This window comes from Streptomyces sp. NPDC049813 (genome assembly GCF_044465085.1).
Taxonomy (GTDB): domain Bacteria; phylum Actinomycetota; class Actinomycetes; order Streptomycetales; family Streptomycetaceae; genus Streptomyces.
The window spans coordinates 43,089-59,145 of record NZ_JBITLI010000026.1; the positions used below are offsets into that span (position 1 = coordinate 43,089).

At 74.6% G+C, this 16,057-nt stretch carries 18 protein-coding genes; 7 read left to right on the forward strand and 11 right to left on the reverse strand.

Going from position 1 to position 16,057, the window contains the following annotated elements; genetic code table 11:
- Positions 1 to 34 precede the first annotated feature (34 nt).
- The 6 genes from ACIBW6_RS34105 (at position 35) to ACIBW6_RS34130 (ending at position 5,547) form a co-directional block, all read left to right on the forward strand.
- Positions 35 to 664, forward strand: coding sequence for a TetR/AcrR family transcriptional regulator (locus ACIBW6_RS34105; protein WP_399066679.1), 630 nt, complete (start codon positions 35 to 37; stop codon positions 662 to 664).
- A gap of 67 nt (positions 665 to 731) precedes the next feature.
- The gene (locus ACIBW6_RS34110; RefSeq protein ID WP_399066681.1) at positions 732 to 1,715 is read left to right on the forward strand and encodes a DEDDh family exonuclease; all 984 of its coding nucleotides are present in this window, start codon (positions 732 to 734) and stop codon (positions 1,713 to 1,715) included.
- Between the two features lie 63 nt (positions 1,716 to 1,778).
- The gene (locus tag ACIBW6_RS34115) at positions 1,779 to 2,012 is read left to right on the forward strand and encodes a hypothetical protein (RefSeq protein ID WP_399066683.1); all 234 of its coding nucleotides are present in this window, start codon (positions 1,779 to 1,781) and stop codon (positions 2,010 to 2,012) included.
- Positions 2,013 to 2,090: 78 nt separating this feature from the next.
- Positions 2,091 to 2,888: an SURF1 family protein gene (locus tag ACIBW6_RS34120; protein WP_399066686.1), complete on the forward strand. Its 798-nt coding sequence runs from the start codon at positions 2,091 to 2,093 to the stop codon at positions 2,886 to 2,888.
- 108 nt (positions 2,889 to 2,996) lie between these two features.
- Positions 2,997 to 4,787, forward strand: a complete 1,791-nt coding sequence (locus tag ACIBW6_RS34125) for a glycoside hydrolase family 15 protein (protein WP_399066687.1) — start codon at positions 2,997 to 2,999, stop codon at positions 4,785 to 4,787.
- A gap of 4 nt (positions 4,788 to 4,791) precedes the next feature.
- Positions 4,792 to 5,547 (forward strand): SDR family oxidoreductase, encoded by a 756-nt coding sequence (locus ACIBW6_RS34130; RefSeq protein WP_399066688.1) that lies wholly within the window; start codon positions 4,792 to 4,794, stop codon positions 5,545 to 5,547.
- Between the two features lie 82 nt (positions 5,548 to 5,629).
- Here the strand turns inward: ACIBW6_RS34130 and amaP are convergent, their stop codons facing one another.
- Genes amaP through ACIBW6_RS34155 form a run of 5 tightly spaced genes read right to left on the reverse strand, consistent with a single transcriptional unit; the run spans position 5,630 to position 7,946 of the window.
- Positions 5,630 to 6,208 (reverse strand): alkaline shock response membrane anchor protein AmaP, encoded by a 579-nt coding sequence (gene amaP / locus ACIBW6_RS34135; protein WP_399066690.1) that lies wholly within the window; start codon positions 6,206 to 6,208, stop codon positions 5,630 to 5,632.
- Positions 6,209 to 6,212: 4 nt separating this feature from the next.
- Complete coding sequence (locus tag ACIBW6_RS34140; RefSeq protein ID WP_399066691.1) at positions 6,213 to 6,905, reverse strand: DUF6286 domain-containing protein; 693 nt, start codon at positions 6,903 to 6,905, stop codon at positions 6,213 to 6,215.
- Positions 6,902 to 7,246, reverse strand: coding sequence for an Asp23/Gls24 family envelope stress response protein (locus tag ACIBW6_RS34145; protein WP_399066693.1), 345 nt, complete (start codon positions 7,244 to 7,246; stop codon positions 6,902 to 6,904). The genes ACIBW6_RS34140 and ACIBW6_RS34145 overlap by 4 nt, the downstream gene beginning before the upstream one ends.
- Positions 7,247 to 7,249: 3 nt before the next feature.
- The gene (locus ACIBW6_RS34150) at positions 7,250 to 7,435 is read right to left on the reverse strand and encodes a hypothetical protein (RefSeq protein ID WP_338695133.1); all 186 of its coding nucleotides are present in this window, start codon (positions 7,433 to 7,435) and stop codon (positions 7,250 to 7,252) included.
- Positions 7,436 to 7,475: 40 nt separating this feature from the next.
- Positions 7,476 to 7,946: an Asp23/Gls24 family envelope stress response protein gene (locus ACIBW6_RS34155; RefSeq protein ID WP_399066694.1), complete on the reverse strand. Its 471-nt coding sequence runs from the start codon at positions 7,944 to 7,946 to the stop codon at positions 7,476 to 7,478.
- A 106-nt stretch (positions 7,947 to 8,052) separates the two neighbouring features.
- On the opposite strand from ACIBW6_RS34155, the gene ACIBW6_RS34160 reads away from it, so the two are divergent.
- Complete coding sequence (locus ACIBW6_RS34160; protein WP_399066697.1) at positions 8,053 to 8,859, forward strand: nucleopolyhedrovirus P10 family protein; 807 nt, start codon at positions 8,053 to 8,055, stop codon at positions 8,857 to 8,859.
- Between the two features lie 42 nt (positions 8,860 to 8,901).
- Here ACIBW6_RS34160 and ACIBW6_RS34165 read toward each other — a convergent pair whose 3' ends face one another.
- The 6 genes from ACIBW6_RS34165 to ACIBW6_RS34190 all read right to left on the reverse strand — a co-directional run bounded on the left by ACIBW6_RS34165 (position 8,902) and on the right by ACIBW6_RS34190 (position 15,819).
- Entirely contained in the window at positions 8,902 to 9,693 is a 792-nt protein-coding gene (locus tag ACIBW6_RS34165; RefSeq protein ID WP_399066699.1) for an enoyl-CoA hydratase/isomerase family protein, read from the reverse strand.
- A gap of 146 nt (positions 9,694 to 9,839) precedes the next feature.
- The gene (locus ACIBW6_RS34170; RefSeq protein WP_356492756.1) at positions 9,840 to 10,061 is read right to left on the reverse strand and encodes a helix-turn-helix domain-containing protein; all 222 of its coding nucleotides are present in this window, start codon (positions 10,059 to 10,061) and stop codon (positions 9,840 to 9,842) included.
- 358 nt (positions 10,062 to 10,419) lie between these two features.
- Positions 10,420 to 12,018 carry an ABC-F family ATP-binding cassette domain-containing protein gene (locus tag ACIBW6_RS34175; RefSeq protein ID WP_399066701.1) on the reverse strand — a complete coding sequence of 533 codons (1,599 nt, stop codon included), beginning with the start codon at positions 12,016 to 12,018 and terminating at the stop codon, positions 10,420 to 10,422.
- A 272-nt stretch (positions 12,019 to 12,290) separates the two neighbouring features.
- Positions 12,291 to 13,100, reverse strand: coding sequence for a hypothetical protein (locus ACIBW6_RS34180; protein ID WP_399066704.1), 810 nt, complete (start codon positions 13,098 to 13,100; stop codon positions 12,291 to 12,293).
- 105 nt (positions 13,101 to 13,205) lie between these two features.
- Positions 13,206 to 14,594 (reverse strand): hypothetical protein, encoded by a 1,389-nt coding sequence (locus ACIBW6_RS34185; RefSeq protein WP_399066706.1) that lies wholly within the window; start codon positions 14,592 to 14,594, stop codon positions 13,206 to 13,208.
- Between the two features lie 97 nt (positions 14,595 to 14,691).
- Entirely contained in the window at positions 14,692 to 15,819 is a 1,128-nt protein-coding gene (locus ACIBW6_RS34190) for an alpha/beta hydrolase (RefSeq protein ID WP_399066708.1), read from the reverse strand.
- Positions 15,820 to 16,057: the final 238 nt, after the last annotated feature.

Sequence of the window (16,057 nt, forward strand, 5' to 3'; positions counted from 1 at the left end):
CCGGTCCGCAGGAGCCGGGAGGAAGGGGCGAGGCGTGACCCGTGCACCGCTCACCCGCGACGAGGTCCTCGCCGCCGCCGCGGCCCTGGTCAAGCAGGACGGGCCGCAGGCGCTGACGATGCGCAAGCTGGCCGCGGGGCTCGGCACGGCCGTCACCTCGATCTACTGGCACGTCGGCAACCGCGAGTCGCTGCTCGACGCCCTCGTCGAGCGCACGGTCGCCGACCTCGGCGAGATCCGGCCCCGCGGCGCCACCCCGCAGGAGCGCGTCGTCTCCGTGGCCCGCACGCTCCGCCGGCAGCTGCGGGAGCGCCCGCACCTGGTGGCGATGGTCCACGAGCGGGGCCTGACGGAGCGGATGTTCCTGCCCGCGCAGCAGGCGCTGGTGCACGAGGTGCACGCGGCGGGGCTGCGCGGCGCCCGCGCCGCCGAGGCGGTGCGCGCGGTGCAGTTCCAGGTCGTCGGGCACGTCCTGGTCGAGCGGAACCGGGAGCGGGCCCCCGCGCAGCGCCCCGGCGAGGAGGAGCTGTGGGGCGCGCGGGAGGAGACCGCCGAGGGCGACCGGAGCCTGGCCCGGGCGCTGGCCGCGCCGGTCGATCCGGAGCGGCTGTTCACGGCGTCCGTCCGCGCCCTGGTGAACTCCCTGCTCGGCCCCGGCACTTGACCCGCGGCCCGTTCTTCGGGGCGGGTGGCGACAGGAGTGTCAGTGACGGCCCGTATCCTCAGGGACCATGCTCGAAGACCGCCCGACCGCCTCGTCCGCACCGCCCTGGCCGACCGCGTACCCCAAGGGATACGCGGTCGTCGACGTGGAGACCACCGGTCTCTCCCGGGACGACCGGATAATCTCGGCCGCCGTCTACCGGCTCGACGCGCAGGGCGCGGTGGAGGACCACTGGTACACCCTGGTCAACCCCGAGCGCGATCCGGGCCCGGTGTGGATCCACGGTCTGACGACGGACGTCCTGGCGGGCGCGCCGCTCTTCCCGGAGATCGCGGCGGAGTTCGCCGCGCGCCTCGACGGGCGTGTCCTGGTGGCGCACAACGCGGTCTTCGACTGGTCGATGATCGCCCGCGAGTACGCGCGCGCCCGGCTGACCGCGCCGGTCCGCCAGCGGCTGTGCACCATCGCGCTCTCCAAGGAGCTGGGCCTGCCGCTGCCCAACCACAAGCTGGAGTCGCTCGCCGCGCACTTCGGAGTGGTCCAGGAGCGCGCGCACCACGCGCTCGACGACGCGCGCGTGCTCGCGGAGGCGTTCGTGCCGAGCCTGCGGGCGGCCGCCGCGAAGAACGTGCGGCTGCCGCTCCTGGAGTGCCGCCCGCTCACCGAGTGGTCGGAGCCGTCGGTGCCGCGCCAGCCGGGTGCCGCCTACCGGGGCGGCGGGGCGGGCAGTTGGCGCCCCTCCCGCAAGCGTCCGGCGTGCCCGTACCCCAACCCGGGCCGGTACGAACCGGGCAAACCGCTCAAGCAGGGCATGCGGGTGGCGTTCTCCGGCGACACCTCGGTCGACCGGGAGCTGCTCGAGGACCGGGCGGTGGAGGCGGGCCTGCACGTGGCGACGAGCCTGTCGCGGCTGACCAGCCTCCTGGTGACCAACGACCCGGACTCGTACACCTCGAAGGTCGTCAAGGCCCGGCAGTTCGGGACGCCGGTCATGGACGAGGCCGCGTTCGGCCAGCTGTTGCAGGACGTGGCGGACGCGACAGACGGGTGATTGCGGGGCGACTCGCCCGGCGCCCGCTCGCCCGGCACCGCCCCGGCCCGCACCCTGTGGCGCATGGCACGTTGTGAAGTCTGCGGAAACGACTACGGCATGACCTTCGAGGTGCACGCCCAGGGGGCGGTGCACGTCTTCGACTGCTTCTCCTGCGCGATCCACCGCATGGCGCCGATCTGCGAGCACTGCCGGTGCCGCATCATCGGCCAGGGCGTCGAGGTCGAGGGCCACTGGTTCTGCGGGGCGCACTGCTCGCGCGCCGAGGGGAAGGTGGGCATCGTCGACAACGTCTGACCCGCTCCCCCGGGCCGCCCGTCCCAATCGGGCGCACCCCCCTGAAAACACCCCATGCCCGAGCGGTACGGTCATGGGGTGTACCGCTTCCTGTTGACCCGGCAGTGGGTGATCCTCACCCTGGTCGCCCTCGTCCTCATCCCCACGATGATCCGGCTCGGCATCTGGCAGATGCACCGCTACGACGAGCGCGCCGCCCGGAACCAGCTGGTCACGGACGCGCTGTCGGCGAAGCCCGTGCCCGTGGAGGAGCTGACCTCGCCGGGGCACACCGTCACCAGCCGCGAGCGGTACCACTCCGTGCGGGCGACCGGCCGCTTCGACACCGACCGCGAGGTCGTCGTGCGCCGCCGCACCAACGCCGACGACGAGGTCGGCTACCACGTCCTGACGCCGCTCGTCCTCACCGACGGCAAGGTGGTGCTGGTCAACCGCGGCTGGATCCCCGCCGACGGACCGAGCCAGACGGCCTTCCCGAAGGTGCCCGCGCCGCCCCGCGGGGAGGTCACCGTCACCGGCCGCCTGATGCCCGACGAGACGACCGCGGCCAGCGGCATCAAGAACCTCAAGGGCCTCCCCGAGCGGCAGGTCATGCTGGTCAACAGCGCGCAGCAGGCGAAGCGGCTCGGCGCCCAGGTGCTCGGCGGCTACGTGGCGCAGACCGACCCCGCGCCGAAGGGCGACGTCCCCGAACTGCTCGGCAAGCCGGGCAAGGAGGACTCCGCCCTGAACTTCGCGTACGCGTACCAGTGGTGGCTGTTCGCCGCGGCCGTGCCCGTCGGCTGGGTGATCCTGGTCCGGCGCGAGCTGCGCGACCGGCGCAGGAAGGCCGGGTCCGAGCAGGCCGTCGAGGACACCACCCCGGCCGCGGTCTAGACGGACCGGCCTGCGGTCCGCTGTCCGGGCGGACCGGTCCCCGGCTTCCGGTCACTCGGCCGGTCCCGTCCTGGATTGCCGCGGCGGGGCGCCGGGAACTCGCACCGGGTGCACCCATATATCGAGGACTACGCCCTCATCGGCGACGAACAGACCGCGGCCCTGGTCGCCAAGGACGGTTCCGTCGACTGGCTCTGTCTGCCCCGCTTCGACTCCCCCGCCTGCTTCGCCGCGCTGCTCGGCTCGAAGGAGAACGGCCACTGGCGCCTGGCCCCCAAGGGCGCCGGGGCCTGTACGCGCCGCGCCTACCGCCCCGGCTCCCTGGTCCTGGACACCGAGTGGGAGACCGACGAGGGGCACGTGCGGGTCACCGACTTCATGCCGCAGCGCGACGAGGCCCCCGACCTCGTCCGGATCGTCGAGGGGATCAGCGGCCGGGTGACCATGCGCGGCACCCTGCGGCTGCGGTTCGACTACGGCAACGTCGTGCCGTGGGTGCGGCGCAGCGACGGGCACCGGGTCGCCGTCGCGGGCCCGGACGCCGCCTGGCTGCGCAGCGTGCCCGAGGTGCACACCTGGGGCGAGTCCTTCGGCACCCACTCCGAGTTCACCGTGGCGGCCGGCGAGACCGTCGCCTTCGTGCTGACCTGGCACCCCTCGCACGAGCCGCGCCCCGCGCTCATCGACCCGCACGAGGCGCTGCGGCACAGCCTCGCGGACTGGCAGGCCTGGGCGGACCGGTGCCGCTACGAGGGCCCGCACCGGGACGCCGTCCTGCGCTCCCTGCTCACCTTGAAGGCCCTCACGTACGCGCCGACCGGCGGCATGGTGGCGGCGCCCACCACCTCGCTGCCGGAGGAGATCGGCGGCGTACGGAACTGGGACTACCGCTACTGCTGGCTGCGGGACTCCACCCTCACCCTGAACGCGCTCGTCTCGGCCGGCTACCTGGACGAGGCCGAGGCCTGGCGCGACTGGCTGGTGCGCGCCGCGGCCGGGGACCCGGCGAAGCTGCAGATCATGTACGGCCTGGCGGGCGAGCGGCGGCTGCCCGAGCAGGAGCTGGCCTGGCTGCGCGGCTTCCGCGACTCGGCCCCCGTGCGCAGCGGGAACGACGCCGTGAAGCAGTTGCAGCTCGACGTGTACGGCGAGGTCGTCGACTCGCTGGCGCTGGCCCGCCGGGCGGGGCTGCACGACAAGCCGCACGTGTGGCAGTTGCAGCTGGCGCTCCTGGACTTCCTCCAAGAGGCGTGGCGCGAGCCCGACGAAGGGCTGTGGGAGGTGCGCGGCCCGCGCCGGCACTTCGTCCACTCCAAGGTGATGACCTGGGTCGCCGCGGACCGCACGGTACGCGCGATGGAGGAGGACCCGACCCTGCCGGGCGACCTCGACCGGCTGCGCAAGCTGCGGGACACCATCCACCAGGACGTGTGCGAACGGGGCTTCGACCCGGAGCGGAACACGTTCACCCAGCACTACGGCTCCAAGGAGCTCGACGCGGCGACGCTGCTCATCCCGCGCGTCGGCTTCCTGCCGCCGGACGACCCGCGGGTGACCGGCACGGTCGACGCGGTCCGCGCGGAGCTGGAGCGGGACGGTTTCGTCCGCCGCTACAGCACGGACCTCACCGTCGACGGGCTGCCGGGCGACGAGGGCGCCTTCCTCGTCTGCTCGTTCTGGCTGGCGGACGCGCTGCACATGACGGGCCGTACCAAGGAGGCGCGCGAGCTGTTCGAGCGGCTCGTGGCGCTCCGCAACGACGTGGGGCTGCTCGCGGAGGAGTTCGACCCGCACGCGGGCCACCAGCTCGGCAACTTCCCGCAGGCCTTCAGCCACATCGGCCTCGTCACCACGGCGCTGACCCTGTTCGGCACCGACGGCACCGGAGAGGCAGGATAGGGCCATGGATCTTGGACTGAAGGACCGTGTCTACGTACTCACCGGCGCGACCCGCGGCCTCGGCAACGCCACCGCGCGGGAGCTGGTCGCCGACGGCGCGAAGGTCGTCATCACCGGCCGCGACGAGCAGCGGGCCAAGGACGCGGCGGCCGAGCTGGGCCCGAACGCGCTCGGTGTCGCCGTCGACAACGCCGATCCGGCGGCGGCGGAGCGGGTGATCGCCGTCGCGCGGGAACGGTTCGGCAGGTTCGACGGCATGCTGATCAGCGTGGGCGGGCCCACGCCGGGCTTCGTCGCGGACAACACGGACGAGCAGTGGCAGGCCGCGTTCGAGTCGGTCTTCCTCGGCGCGGTGCGGCTCGCGCGGGCCGCGGCGGCCGAGCTCGGCGAGGGCGGCGTTATCGGGTTCGTGCTCTCCGGTTCCGTGCACGAGCCGATCCCCGGCCTGACGATCTCGAACGGGCTGCGCCCCGGCCTCGCCGGGTTCGCCAAGTCCCTCGCCGACGAGCTGGGCCCGCGCGGCATCCGCGTCCTCGGCCTGCTGCCCGCCCGCATCGACACCGACCGGGTCCGCGAGCTGGACGCGCTCTCCGCCGACCCGCAGGCGACGCGGGCGGCCAACGAGTCGCGGATCGCCCTGCGGCGGTACGGGACACCGGCCGAGTTCGGCCGGACCGCGGCGTTCTTCCTCTCCCCGGCCGCGTCGTACGTGACCGGCGTCATGCTGCCGGTCGACGGCGGCCACCGGCACGGCTTCTGACCCGTCACCGCACCGCACACGCCGCGGGCCCCTCCGACCAGTGCCGGAGGGGCCCGCGGTGCGTCGCGCACCGGGATGCGGGTCAACTCACCCGTTCGGCGCCGTGCTTGGCGGCCCGCAGCCGGACCTCCGCCGGCAGGGACGCGAGCCCCGCCGAGTTCTTCGCCTGGGCCAGCGCGTCCGCGCCGAACCGGTACAGCGCCTCGCCGGGCACCGCGTGCGGCGACAGGGTGAGCTTCGCGCGGGCCCGCGGCGCGGAGCGGCGGCCGGTCAGCACGACCCCGGCACGCTCCACCCCGTCCACCGCCTCGGCGCCGCCCACCAGCACGCTCTCCAGGGCCCGGCCGCGCAGCCGGGCGCCCTCGCCGTCGCCGGTGTCCACGAGCACCTCGGTGACGCGGCGGCGCCGGAACTGGGCCACAAGCCACCACAGCGCGAGCAGCACCAGCACCGCGAGCGCGGCGATCACCACCGGCCACCACCAGCCCTCGTCCCGCCAGCGCTGCCGGTCCGCGACGCTCAGCAGGACGTCCTTGCGGCCGTCGTACACCCACCAGGACGGCGGCTTCGCACCGAGCCCGACGGCGAGCACCGGACCGCCGCCGAGCAGCAGGACGAGGCCGAGCAGGCCGAGCACGATCCGGTTCACGGTTCTCAGCACCCGCTCATCCCTTCTTGCCGGGGCGCGCCACGCGCACCGAGAGCCGGGGGTCCTTGCTCAGCCCGAGGCCCCGGACGCCCTCGCCCAGCGTGTCGTCCAGATCGGCCCGTACGTCGTCGAGTTCGCGGAAGTGCGCGAGCGCGCGCACCTTCGCCTTGGACCGCTTGACCCGCACGCGCACCGAGTGCACGCCCGACACCTCCATCGCCCGGTCGCGCAGCACCATCGCGGCCGCGTCCCGGTGCAGGCCCGACCGGATCTCCGGGTGGCTGCGGCGCATCGGCAGCAGGCGGCGCAGCCCGGGGGTGAGCGCCAGCAGGAGCAGCCAGAGGCCGAGCGCCGCGGCGACGCCCGCGCCGATCAGCACGGCGGTGTCGTCCAGCGGCCGTTCGGCCAGGTCGCGGGCGAGGGTGCGCCGCCACTGCATCGCCGGGCGGCCGGAGCGGACCGCCGCGACGTCGTAGAGCAGCAGGCCCGTGCCGCCGAGCAGGACCAGGGCGGCGAGCGCCGCCGGGATGCGCCGGGCCGACCAGAAACGGCCGGTCTTCTCGCCGCTGCCCTGGGTGGCGTGCGAGGGGTCGGGCGCCGGGTCGGTGCCGGACGGCTGCCCGCCGTGCCCGTCCGTGCCGTGCCCGTCCGTGCCGTGCCCGTCCGTGCCGCGTTCGGCGACGGGCGTGCGCCGGGTGGGTTCGCTCACCGGATCCTCCCCCGGTCCGTACCGCGCGTCTGGGCCGAGTGCAGCCGCTCCACCTGGACCGCCACCTCCGGTACCTCCATTCCCGCCAGCTCCGTCACCCGGTCGGCCACGCGGCGGCGGACGGCACCGCACTGCGCGCCGATGTCCGCCGGGTAGTCCAGCTCCAGGCTGATCCGGACGCGCGCGGTGTCGTGGCGCACCGTCACCGTGGCGTGCGGCGGCGCGCCGTCGGCCGGGACGGCGTCCAGTGCCTCACGTGCCGCGTGAGCGGCGATCTTCGCGACGACCCGGTCGGCGATCCGGGTCGCGCCGCGTTCGGCAGGCGCGACCTGTGTCGCCACAGGTCACCGCCGCCGGTCGCCGCGCGAGCGGAAGAACTCGCCGGGTTCCAGGTCCCCTTCGAGGAACCGGCCGGCGACGAAGCCGATGGCGCCGAGCGCCGCCACCAGCAGAAAGGCCCCGAAACCGCCGAAGTATCCGGCGAATCCGAGGGCCATGCCGGCGATCATGCCGATCACGGCCAGATTCATCGCGTGGTCCTCCCTCGTACGCTGCGGACGGGTGCGGAGCTCACTGGAGCTTCGACTCCGGCTCGTCGTCCTCCTCGTCCGGCAGCTTCACGTCGCTGACGGCGATGTTCACCTCGACGACCTCGAGCCCGGTCATCCGCTCGACGGCCACGATGACGTTCTCCCGCACCGCGCGCGCGGTGTCCGCGATCGACACGCCGTACTCGACGACGATCTCCAGATCGAGCGCCGTCTGCACCTCGCCGACCTCGGCCTTGACGCCGCGGGACACGGACTTGCCGCCGCCGGGCACCCGGTCGCGCACGGCGCCGAAGGTCCGGGACAGGCCGCTGCCCATGGCGTGGACGCCGTCCACGTCGCGGGCGGCGAGACCGGCGATCTTCTCGACGACGCCGTCGGCGATGGTGGTACGGCCCCGGCTCGCGGGGTCGCCGCCACCTCGCTTGGTGACGCTGGTCCTGGTGGCCGAGGCCGCCTGCGTGTCGCCGGGATTCTGCGCGGTGTCGCTCATCGGGCCGTCCCCTCTCTGCGGTGCCATCTCGCTGCGGTGTGCTTTCTTTTGACCACATTAAGTGCGGTTACGCCGTCCCGCGCCCGGGATGCGGCAGCCTGGAGCAATGACGGTAGACCGATGGGCACAGGCGGTACGGCAACAGCTCGGCATCGGCAGGCTGCTGCCGCTGGGCGGGCCGGGTGACGGGGCGTGGATCACCGAGGCGGCGGCGCGCGGCGTGCTGCGGCGGGAGGTGGCCGGGGTGCGCGGGGTGCGGCTCGGTTCCGTGCGTCTTTCGGGCGCCGACCCCGAGGGAGCGCCCGAGGCGGCGGTGCCCGCTCCGCCGAGCGCGCTGCCGCCGGGGCCGCTGCGGATCGCGGCCCAGTGCGCGGCGACGGCCGAGGAGCCGCTGCCGTCGGCGACCGGGCGGCTGCGCGCGGCCCTGGCGCGGGCGGCGGACGAGCGGCTCGGCCTGGTGGTCACGGAGGTGGACATCCAGGTCACGGCGCTGCTGGACGCCGACGCCCGGGACGGCGGACCGGAGAAGGACGAGAGGCAGGAGCCGGACGGGGCCGGGGCGGACGCGGCGGCGGGGCCTGCCCTGTCGGGCGACGCGGAGCGCGCGGCGCAGGCGGCGCTGGCCGTACCCGGCGTGGCCCGGCTCTCCGGCGCGCTGGGCCGCGCGCTCCACATCGAGGAGCGGCAGCAGGAGCCGGCGTCGCTGCCGCGGCGTCATGTGCGGGTGGAGCTGGCGGTGTTCGCCGGGGTTCGCGCCCTGGACGTGGCGCGGGCGGTCCGGCGTTCGGTGACGGCGGCCCTGCCGGACGCCCCGAGCGTCGCGGTCCTGGTCACGGCGGTCGCCGCGGCCCCGGCCCCGGCCCCGGCTCCGCCGCACGCACCGGCGGCGCCTGCGGCCACTCCGAACGGCTGAGCGCCGCCGGGCGGTGCGGACGCGCCGCCGGGATGCGCGTCGTCAGTCGTCCAGGCCCGCCAGGTCACGCAGCCGGCGGCCCTGCGCGGCCCGCTCGGCCGCGCGCTGCTCGTCCAGGGAACGCCCGTGCACACCCTGGAGCAGCGCCTTCGTCTCGACGGCGGCGTCGCGGGGCGCGGCGAGCAGCGCGGCGACGAGGTCCTGCGTCGCGTCGGTCAGCTGGTCGGCGGGGACGGCGACGTTGGCCAGCCCGGCGGCCACGGCCTCCTCGGCGTGGACGTAGCGTCCGGTGACGCAGATCTCCAGCGCCCGCCCGTAGCCGATCAGGGAGACGAGCGGGTGGGTGCCGGTGAGGTCCGGGACCAGGCCGAGGCTGGTCTCGCGCATGGAGAACTGCACGTCGTCGGCGACGACGCGCAGATCGCAGGAGAGGGCGAGCTGGAAACCGGCCCCGATCGCGTGTCCCTGGACCGCGGCGACCGACAGCAGGTCGCCACGGCGCAGCCAGGTGAAGGCGGACTGGTACTCGGCGATCGTGGCGTCGAGGAACTCCTCGCCGCCGCGCGCCATGTCGATGAAGGACGGCTCGCCCGGGAAGCCCTCCGGCGTGAACGCCTGACGGTCCAGGCCCGCGGAGAAGGACTTGCCCTCGCCGCGGACCACGACGACGCGGACGGAGCCCGGCAGTGCGCGCCCGGCTTCGGCCAACGCCCGCCACAGCGCGGGACTCTGGGCGTTGCGCTTGTCCGGGTTGCTCAGGGTCACCGTGGCGATCGCGTCGTCGACGGTGAGCCGGACGCCGTCCTTGTCGAGGAGCGGTGCGGGCAGGGTCATCGGGGCCTCCGGGTCTGCGCGGTCGTAAGTGACTGCACAGTAACCACCCGGCCGGTCAGCCGACCGACCGGGTGGCCACCGGGGAACCGATGAGCCGCGACCACCGTCGACGACCCCGCAGGCCTGCGGGAAGCAGGCCGGCCGGGTCAGTTCGCCGTGGCCTTCTTGCCTCGCGTGGCCCCGCCGCGACCTCGCAGCGTGACCCCGGACTCGCTGAGCATCCGGTGCACGAAGCCGTACGAGCGGCCGGTCTCCTCGGCCAGTGCCCGAATGCTCGCACCGGAGTCGTACTTCTTCTTCAGGTCTGCCGCGAGCTTGTCACGCGCGGCGCCGGTTACCCGGCTGCCCTTCTTCAGAGTCTCGGCCACCCGTGCCTCCTCATGGGAAGTGCGCTCTGGAATTCCCATGATCACCCCTTGCGGCGATCCTGGCCACCCATTCGGCAAGGTCGGTAGCGGCTCAATTCCGCTCAGGAAGGCTTTCCCCACGAGTGGAACTAAAGATTCCGGTCGCTTCCGACGGCGTCCGGGACTTTCTCCGGCGGGAAATGGCCAGGTCAGCGCCGTAGAGGCTGCACGGTGGCGGGAGAAGCCCCGCGGGCGGCGAATTCCGTGTAGGACACACCGCGGTACGAGGCGGTCTCACTCAGATGATGGATCACGGCTCGGCCGAATGATCCATACCCAGTGGATCAACCATTCGATCAAGCCGTGCTGACGCGCCTGCTCAGGCGAGGGCGACGAGGTCCGCGTAGCCCTGGCCCCACAGGTCCTCGACCCCGTCCGGGAGCAGGATGATGCGCTCCGGCTGGAGCGCGTCGACGGCGCCCTCGTCGTGCGTGACGAGGACGACCGCGCCCTTGTAGGTGCGCAGCGCGCCGAGGATCTCCTCGCGGCTGGCCGGGTCGAGGTTGTTCGTCGGCTCGTCCAGGAGCAGCACGTTCGCCGAGGAGACCACCAGGGTCGCGAGCGCGAGGCGGGTCTTCTCGCCGCCGGAGAGGACCCCGGCCGGCTTGTCGACGTCGTCGCCCGAGAACAGGAACGAGCCGAGCGTCTTGCGCACCTGGATCAGGTCGAGGTCGGGGGCGGCGGAGCGCATGTTCTCCAGGACCGTGCGCTCCGGGTCGAGGGTCTCGTGCTCCTGCGCGTAGTAGCCGAGCTTGAGCCCGTGCCCCTCGATGACCTGCCCGGTGTCGGGCTTCTCGGCGCCGCCGAGGAGCTTGAGCAGGGTCGTCTTGCCCGCACCGTTGAGACCGAGGATGACGACCCGGGATCCCTTGTCGATGGCCAGATCGACGTCGGTGAAGATCTCCAGCGAGCCGTACGACTTCGACAGTCCCTCGGCCATCAGCGGCGTCTTGCCGCAGGGCGCGGGCTCGGGGAAGCGCAGCTTGGCGACCTTGTCGGACTGGCGAACCTCCTCCAGACCGGCGAGGAGCTTGTCGGCGCGCTTGGCCATGTTCTGCGCGGCCACCGTCTTGGTGGCCTTGGCGCGCATCTTGTCGGCCTGCGCGTTCAGGGTCGCGGCCTTCTTCTCCGCGTTCTGCCGCTCGCGCTTGCGGCGCTTCTCGTCGGCCTCGCGCTGCTGCTGGTAGAGCTTCCAGCCCATGTTGTAGACGTCGATCTGGGAGCGGTTGGCGTCCAGGTAGAAGACCTTGTTCACCACCGTCTCGACCAGCTCGACGTCGTGGGAGATCACGATGAAGCCGCCGCTGTACGACTTCAGGTAGTCGCGCAGCCAGACGATGGAGTCGGCGTCGAGGTGGTTGGTGGGCTCGTCCAGGAGCAGGGTGTCCGCGTCCGAGAAGAGGATGCGGGCCAGCTCGACACGGCGGCGCTGACCACCGGAGAGGGTGTGCAGCGGCTGGCCGAGGACCCGGTCGGGGAGGTTCAGCGCGGCGGCGATGGTGGCGGCCTCGGCCTCGGCGGCGTACCCGCCCTTGGTGAGGAACTCCGTCTCCTGGCGCTCGTACTGCTTGAGCGCCTTGGCCTGGGTGGCGCCCGAGCCATTGGCGATGCGCTGCTCGTTCTCGCGCATCTTGCGCATCAGGGTGTCCAGGCCGCGGGCCGACAGGATGCGGTCGCGGGCCAGCACGTCGAGGTCGCCGGTGCGCGGGTCCTGCGGCAGGTAGCCGACCTCGCCGGAGCGGGAGATCGTGCCCCCGGCCGGGATGCCCTCACCGGCGAGGCACTTGGTCAGCGTGGTCTTGCCCGCCCCGTTGCGGCCGACCAGGCCGATGCGGTCGCCCTTGGCGACACGGAAAGAGGCGTTCTCGATGAGGATGCGGGCGCCGGCGCGCAGTTCGATACCGGATGCGGTGATCACGGGGATGCTCCAGGACAGGGTTTACGGCTGGTTGACAGGGCGAGGGCCGGTCGGCGCCGCTAGGGCGTGTATTGAGAGTCCCGCCTGCCCCGCGACGCCCGGCACGCACGCTCGCGGCGTTGCCGAAGCGCGCGCATAGCTCCGCTATGAGGACGCTCCGGCGCCTTGCGATCGCACGCACCGGACGCCGCGGGGCCCGCCCTTCGGGCGGACGGCGGGACTCTCAATACACGCCCTGGACCACCCAGAGAGAAAACGTCATACGAGCCAGTTTAACGGTGCGGGGCAACCGGATTTTCCAGGGCCCGGGCGGGCTCCCGGCCGGGCAGCGCGTTGCCGAGGGGCCGCCGGCGCGGAACGATCCGGCCGAGCCCGTCGACGGCCACGATCCGTTCGCTCCAGGCCACCGCGGGGTCCGCGCAGGGCTGGGCGACCAGCAGGGCGCCGGACCGGCGCAGGTGGCGGGCCGGTGCGAAGACGCAGCCCGCGCGCGCGGGCAGCACCCAGCGCAGGTCGCCGTCCGCGGTGCGGTAGGCGGCGATGCGGTCCGGGGTGACCACGGCGAGCATCCGGGCGCCGGGGTCCAGCGGCTGGAGCACCCCGGCTCCCCCGTACGCGCCCGGCGTACGCAGCCACGCCGCGGCGTCCGGGACCGCCCGGTGCCAGCGCACGGCCCGCCCCCGGGCGGCCTCGGTGTCGGTGACCATGCCGTCGCTCCACAGCGCGAAGGCGTGCCCGGAGCCGGCCAGCACGGCGAGCGGGCGGCGCCCCTCCCGGGTGTGCCGCCAGCGCACGGCGGTGTCGTACGCCTCGACCGCCGCGCCCCGCGTCCGCAGCCGGACGCCGGACGCGCCGGGGCCGGTGTCCGCGCGGGCGTGCCGCGTGAGGTGGTCGCCGTAGGGCGCGGGCCTGACGTGGTGGGCGGCGAGGAGCAGCGGCACGGCGGCCAGGGCGGCGGTCAGCGCCAGCACAAGGCGGCCGCGGGGGCGGCGGCCCGGGGGCCCCGGCGGCGGCGGGGGCGGCCGGAGGGGGGCGCGCTCCGGGCTCGTCCCGCACGCCGCGTCGAGCGGTACGACCGCCATCCCACGCCCCCGCCACTCTCACCGTCCGTCAGGAATCAGGCGCAGAGTGTAACGGCGGTGGTGCGAGCCAGGCAGCGCCGACACGGCCGGCGGAGCGGGGTGCGGTCAGGCGCCGCCCGTGTGGACCTGGAACGCGGCGCGGCGCACGGCCTTCGCGAGCGCCGGGTCGGGATGCGCGGCGGCGAGCGCGACCAGGACCTGGACGGTCCGCGGGTGGCCGACGGCGCGGACCTCCTCGATCAGCGCGGGCACGGTCGGCTGCACGGCGGACTCCAAGTGGCGTACGAGCAGCGGCGCTTCACCGTGGTCGGCGACGGCCGCGGCGGTGTCGACCCACAGCCAGGTCGCCTCCTCGCGGGTCAGCACGGTGTGCACGTCCTCGGGGTCGGCGCCCTCGTACTCGGCCAGCCACAGCAGGGCGTAGGCCCGCAGGTGCGCGTCGTCGGTGGCGCGGCGCACCTCGGGCTCGGCGGGCGCCCCGACGACGCGCAGCGCCTCGAAGGCGAGCCCGCGCAACAGGGCGTCCTCTCCGCGGGCGGCGTCGAGGAGTTCGGTGACAGCGTTGCCGACGTCGCGGGCGGCGAGCCAGGCGCGGTACTCGGCCCGGGCCGCGTTCGGGCGCAGCCGCGCGCAGCCGCGCAGCATGTCCTCGGCGGCGACCTCGATGTTCCCGGCCGGGGACTGGGCGGCGACGCAGATCTGTTCCAGCTTGACCCAGACCGCCCAACTGCCCAGCGGGGTCAGGGTGGCCTGCTCGTCGGCGTAGGTGAGCGCGCCGACGGCGGCGAGGCCGGCGAGGGCCCAGTCGAGCAGGGGCAGCAGCGGGGTGTCGCGTGGGGGCACCGGCTCGGGCGCCGGGCCGTAGGGGATCTCGCAGCGCTCGGCGCGCAGCTCGCCGACGCGCTGGTCGAGGAGGTCCAGGAGCTGGGCGGTCGGCACCGGGCCCGCCATCAGCTGGCAGAAGGAGAGCAACTGCGGTACGGCCTCGACGACTTCGGCGACCGCGGCGGGCTCCAGGGTCTCCGCCGCCGGGTGCACCAGGGACCAGGCGTCGAACAGGGCGACCCAGCCGCGCAGCACAGCGGTGTCGTCGCGGTCCCAGACGCGCAGCCGCCAGCCGGGCCGGGCGATGTCGCCGTGCACCTCGACGAGGCCGGCGAGCCGGGCGGTGTCCCAGTCGGCGCGGACCTGCGCGACGGTCAGGCCCAGCTCGGCGGCGGCGCGGCGGGCGGTGGCGTCCGAGAGGGTGCCCTGGCCGTCGCGCGCGCCGGTGCTGTTGCCGGGCTTGAGCGTGGTGTCCGCCCAGCGCGCGACGCGCACGGCGGCGGCGAGGCCCTGCCGGGCGGCGCGGGCCAGTTCCGCGGGTGGCGGGGTGCCTTCCGGCGGGCGGGGCGCGGGCCGTCGGACCGCCGCGCGCGGGGCGGCGGCGGCCAGCGGCTGGCGGCGCGGGCTGACGAGTCGGAGTCTGGAGTCGCGCGGGGTACGGGACGTCACTGAAGCAGTGTCCAGGGTCACCCCGCGAATTCCCAAACGGGAGTGCCTGTTCGGGGTTCGGGCCGTGGTTCGCCGGGGCCGCCGGGGCGCGCCGGACTCACATCAGCGGGGTCAGGAAGCGCCGCAGCGTCTCCTCGTACGTCGCCGGGTCGGCGTTCCACATCGCGTTGTGCGGGGCGTCGTCGACGGTGTGGAGGGTGACCAGGTCCGGGCGGCGGGCGGCGACGCGGCGGGAGAGGGCCCAGGGGGCGACCTCGTCGGCGGGGCCGTGCACGAGCAGGGTGGGTACGCGCAGGGCGGCCGGGTCGACGGCCTCGGCGTACCGGCGGGCGCTCAGGCCCGTGCGGCCCTGTGCGGCCCGGACCGCCAGGGGCAGCAGCGCGGACGGGGTGCGCCGGGCCCGGGCCAGGGCGCGCAGCGTCGCCTCCCAGTCGAGCACCGGGGAGTCCAGGACCAGGCCCGCGACGCGGTCCCGCAGCGGCGAGTGCGCGGCGGCGTGCAGGGCCATGGCGGCGCCGGTCGACCAGCCGTGCAGGACGACGCGGCGGGCGCCGTACCGCACGGCGTAGCGGATCGCGGCGTCCAGGTCGCGCCACTCGGCGGCCCCGAGGTGGTGCAGGCCGTCCGGGGAGCGGGGCGCGCCGGGGTCGCCGCGGTAGGCGAGGTCGAGCACCGGGAAGCCGTGGTGGTGCAGGAACGCCAGGAGGTTGAGCGGGTGTTCGCGGGTGGTGCCGAGGCCGTGCACGGTGATGACCCAGGTGTCGCGCGGGCCGGGCACGTACCAGGTGGGCAGCGGGCCGAGTTCGCCGGGCACGTCGACGTCCGCGTGGTCGAGGCCGAGGGCGGACCGGGGGTCGCCGGCGTGCACCTGGGGCGTGAGCCAGGCCTTCGCGCCGGGTTCGACGCTGCCGTGGGTGACCCGCTCCAGACGCCGCACGACCGTGTCCGCGGCGTGCGGCGCGGACTCCAGGACCGGTCCGACGACCGCGTGCCGGCCCTCGCCCACGAGCCCGTAGGTGCCCGGGCGCAGCGAGGCGAGGTCGCGGGTCAAGGTGATCCGGCCGGCGGCGGTGGTGTGGACGGTGAGCCGGGGCTCGGTGGGCAGGGGGCGCCCGGCGGGCGCCTTGAGGGCGGCGTCGCTGGCCACGCGGCCCGCGGCGATCGCGGCGGCGGAGGCTCCGAGCACGGCGGTGACGGCTGCTGCCGTCGCTTTGGCGGTACGCACCCGTCCAGTGTCGGTGTCCGGCCCCGCCCGGGCCAGTGGGGTGACCGGTGCGGGTGACACCGGCCGGTTCCGTGCCGCGCGGGACCGGGCGCGCCCCTAGGGCGTGTTTTGAAAGTCCCGTCGTCCGCCCGAAGGGCGGACCCCCCGGCGGCCCGTGCGGGCGCTAGCAACGCCCCCGAGCCTCCACATAACCGAGCGAATAGGGCGCGTAGGCAAACCCCCGAACGTGCGTGCCCGG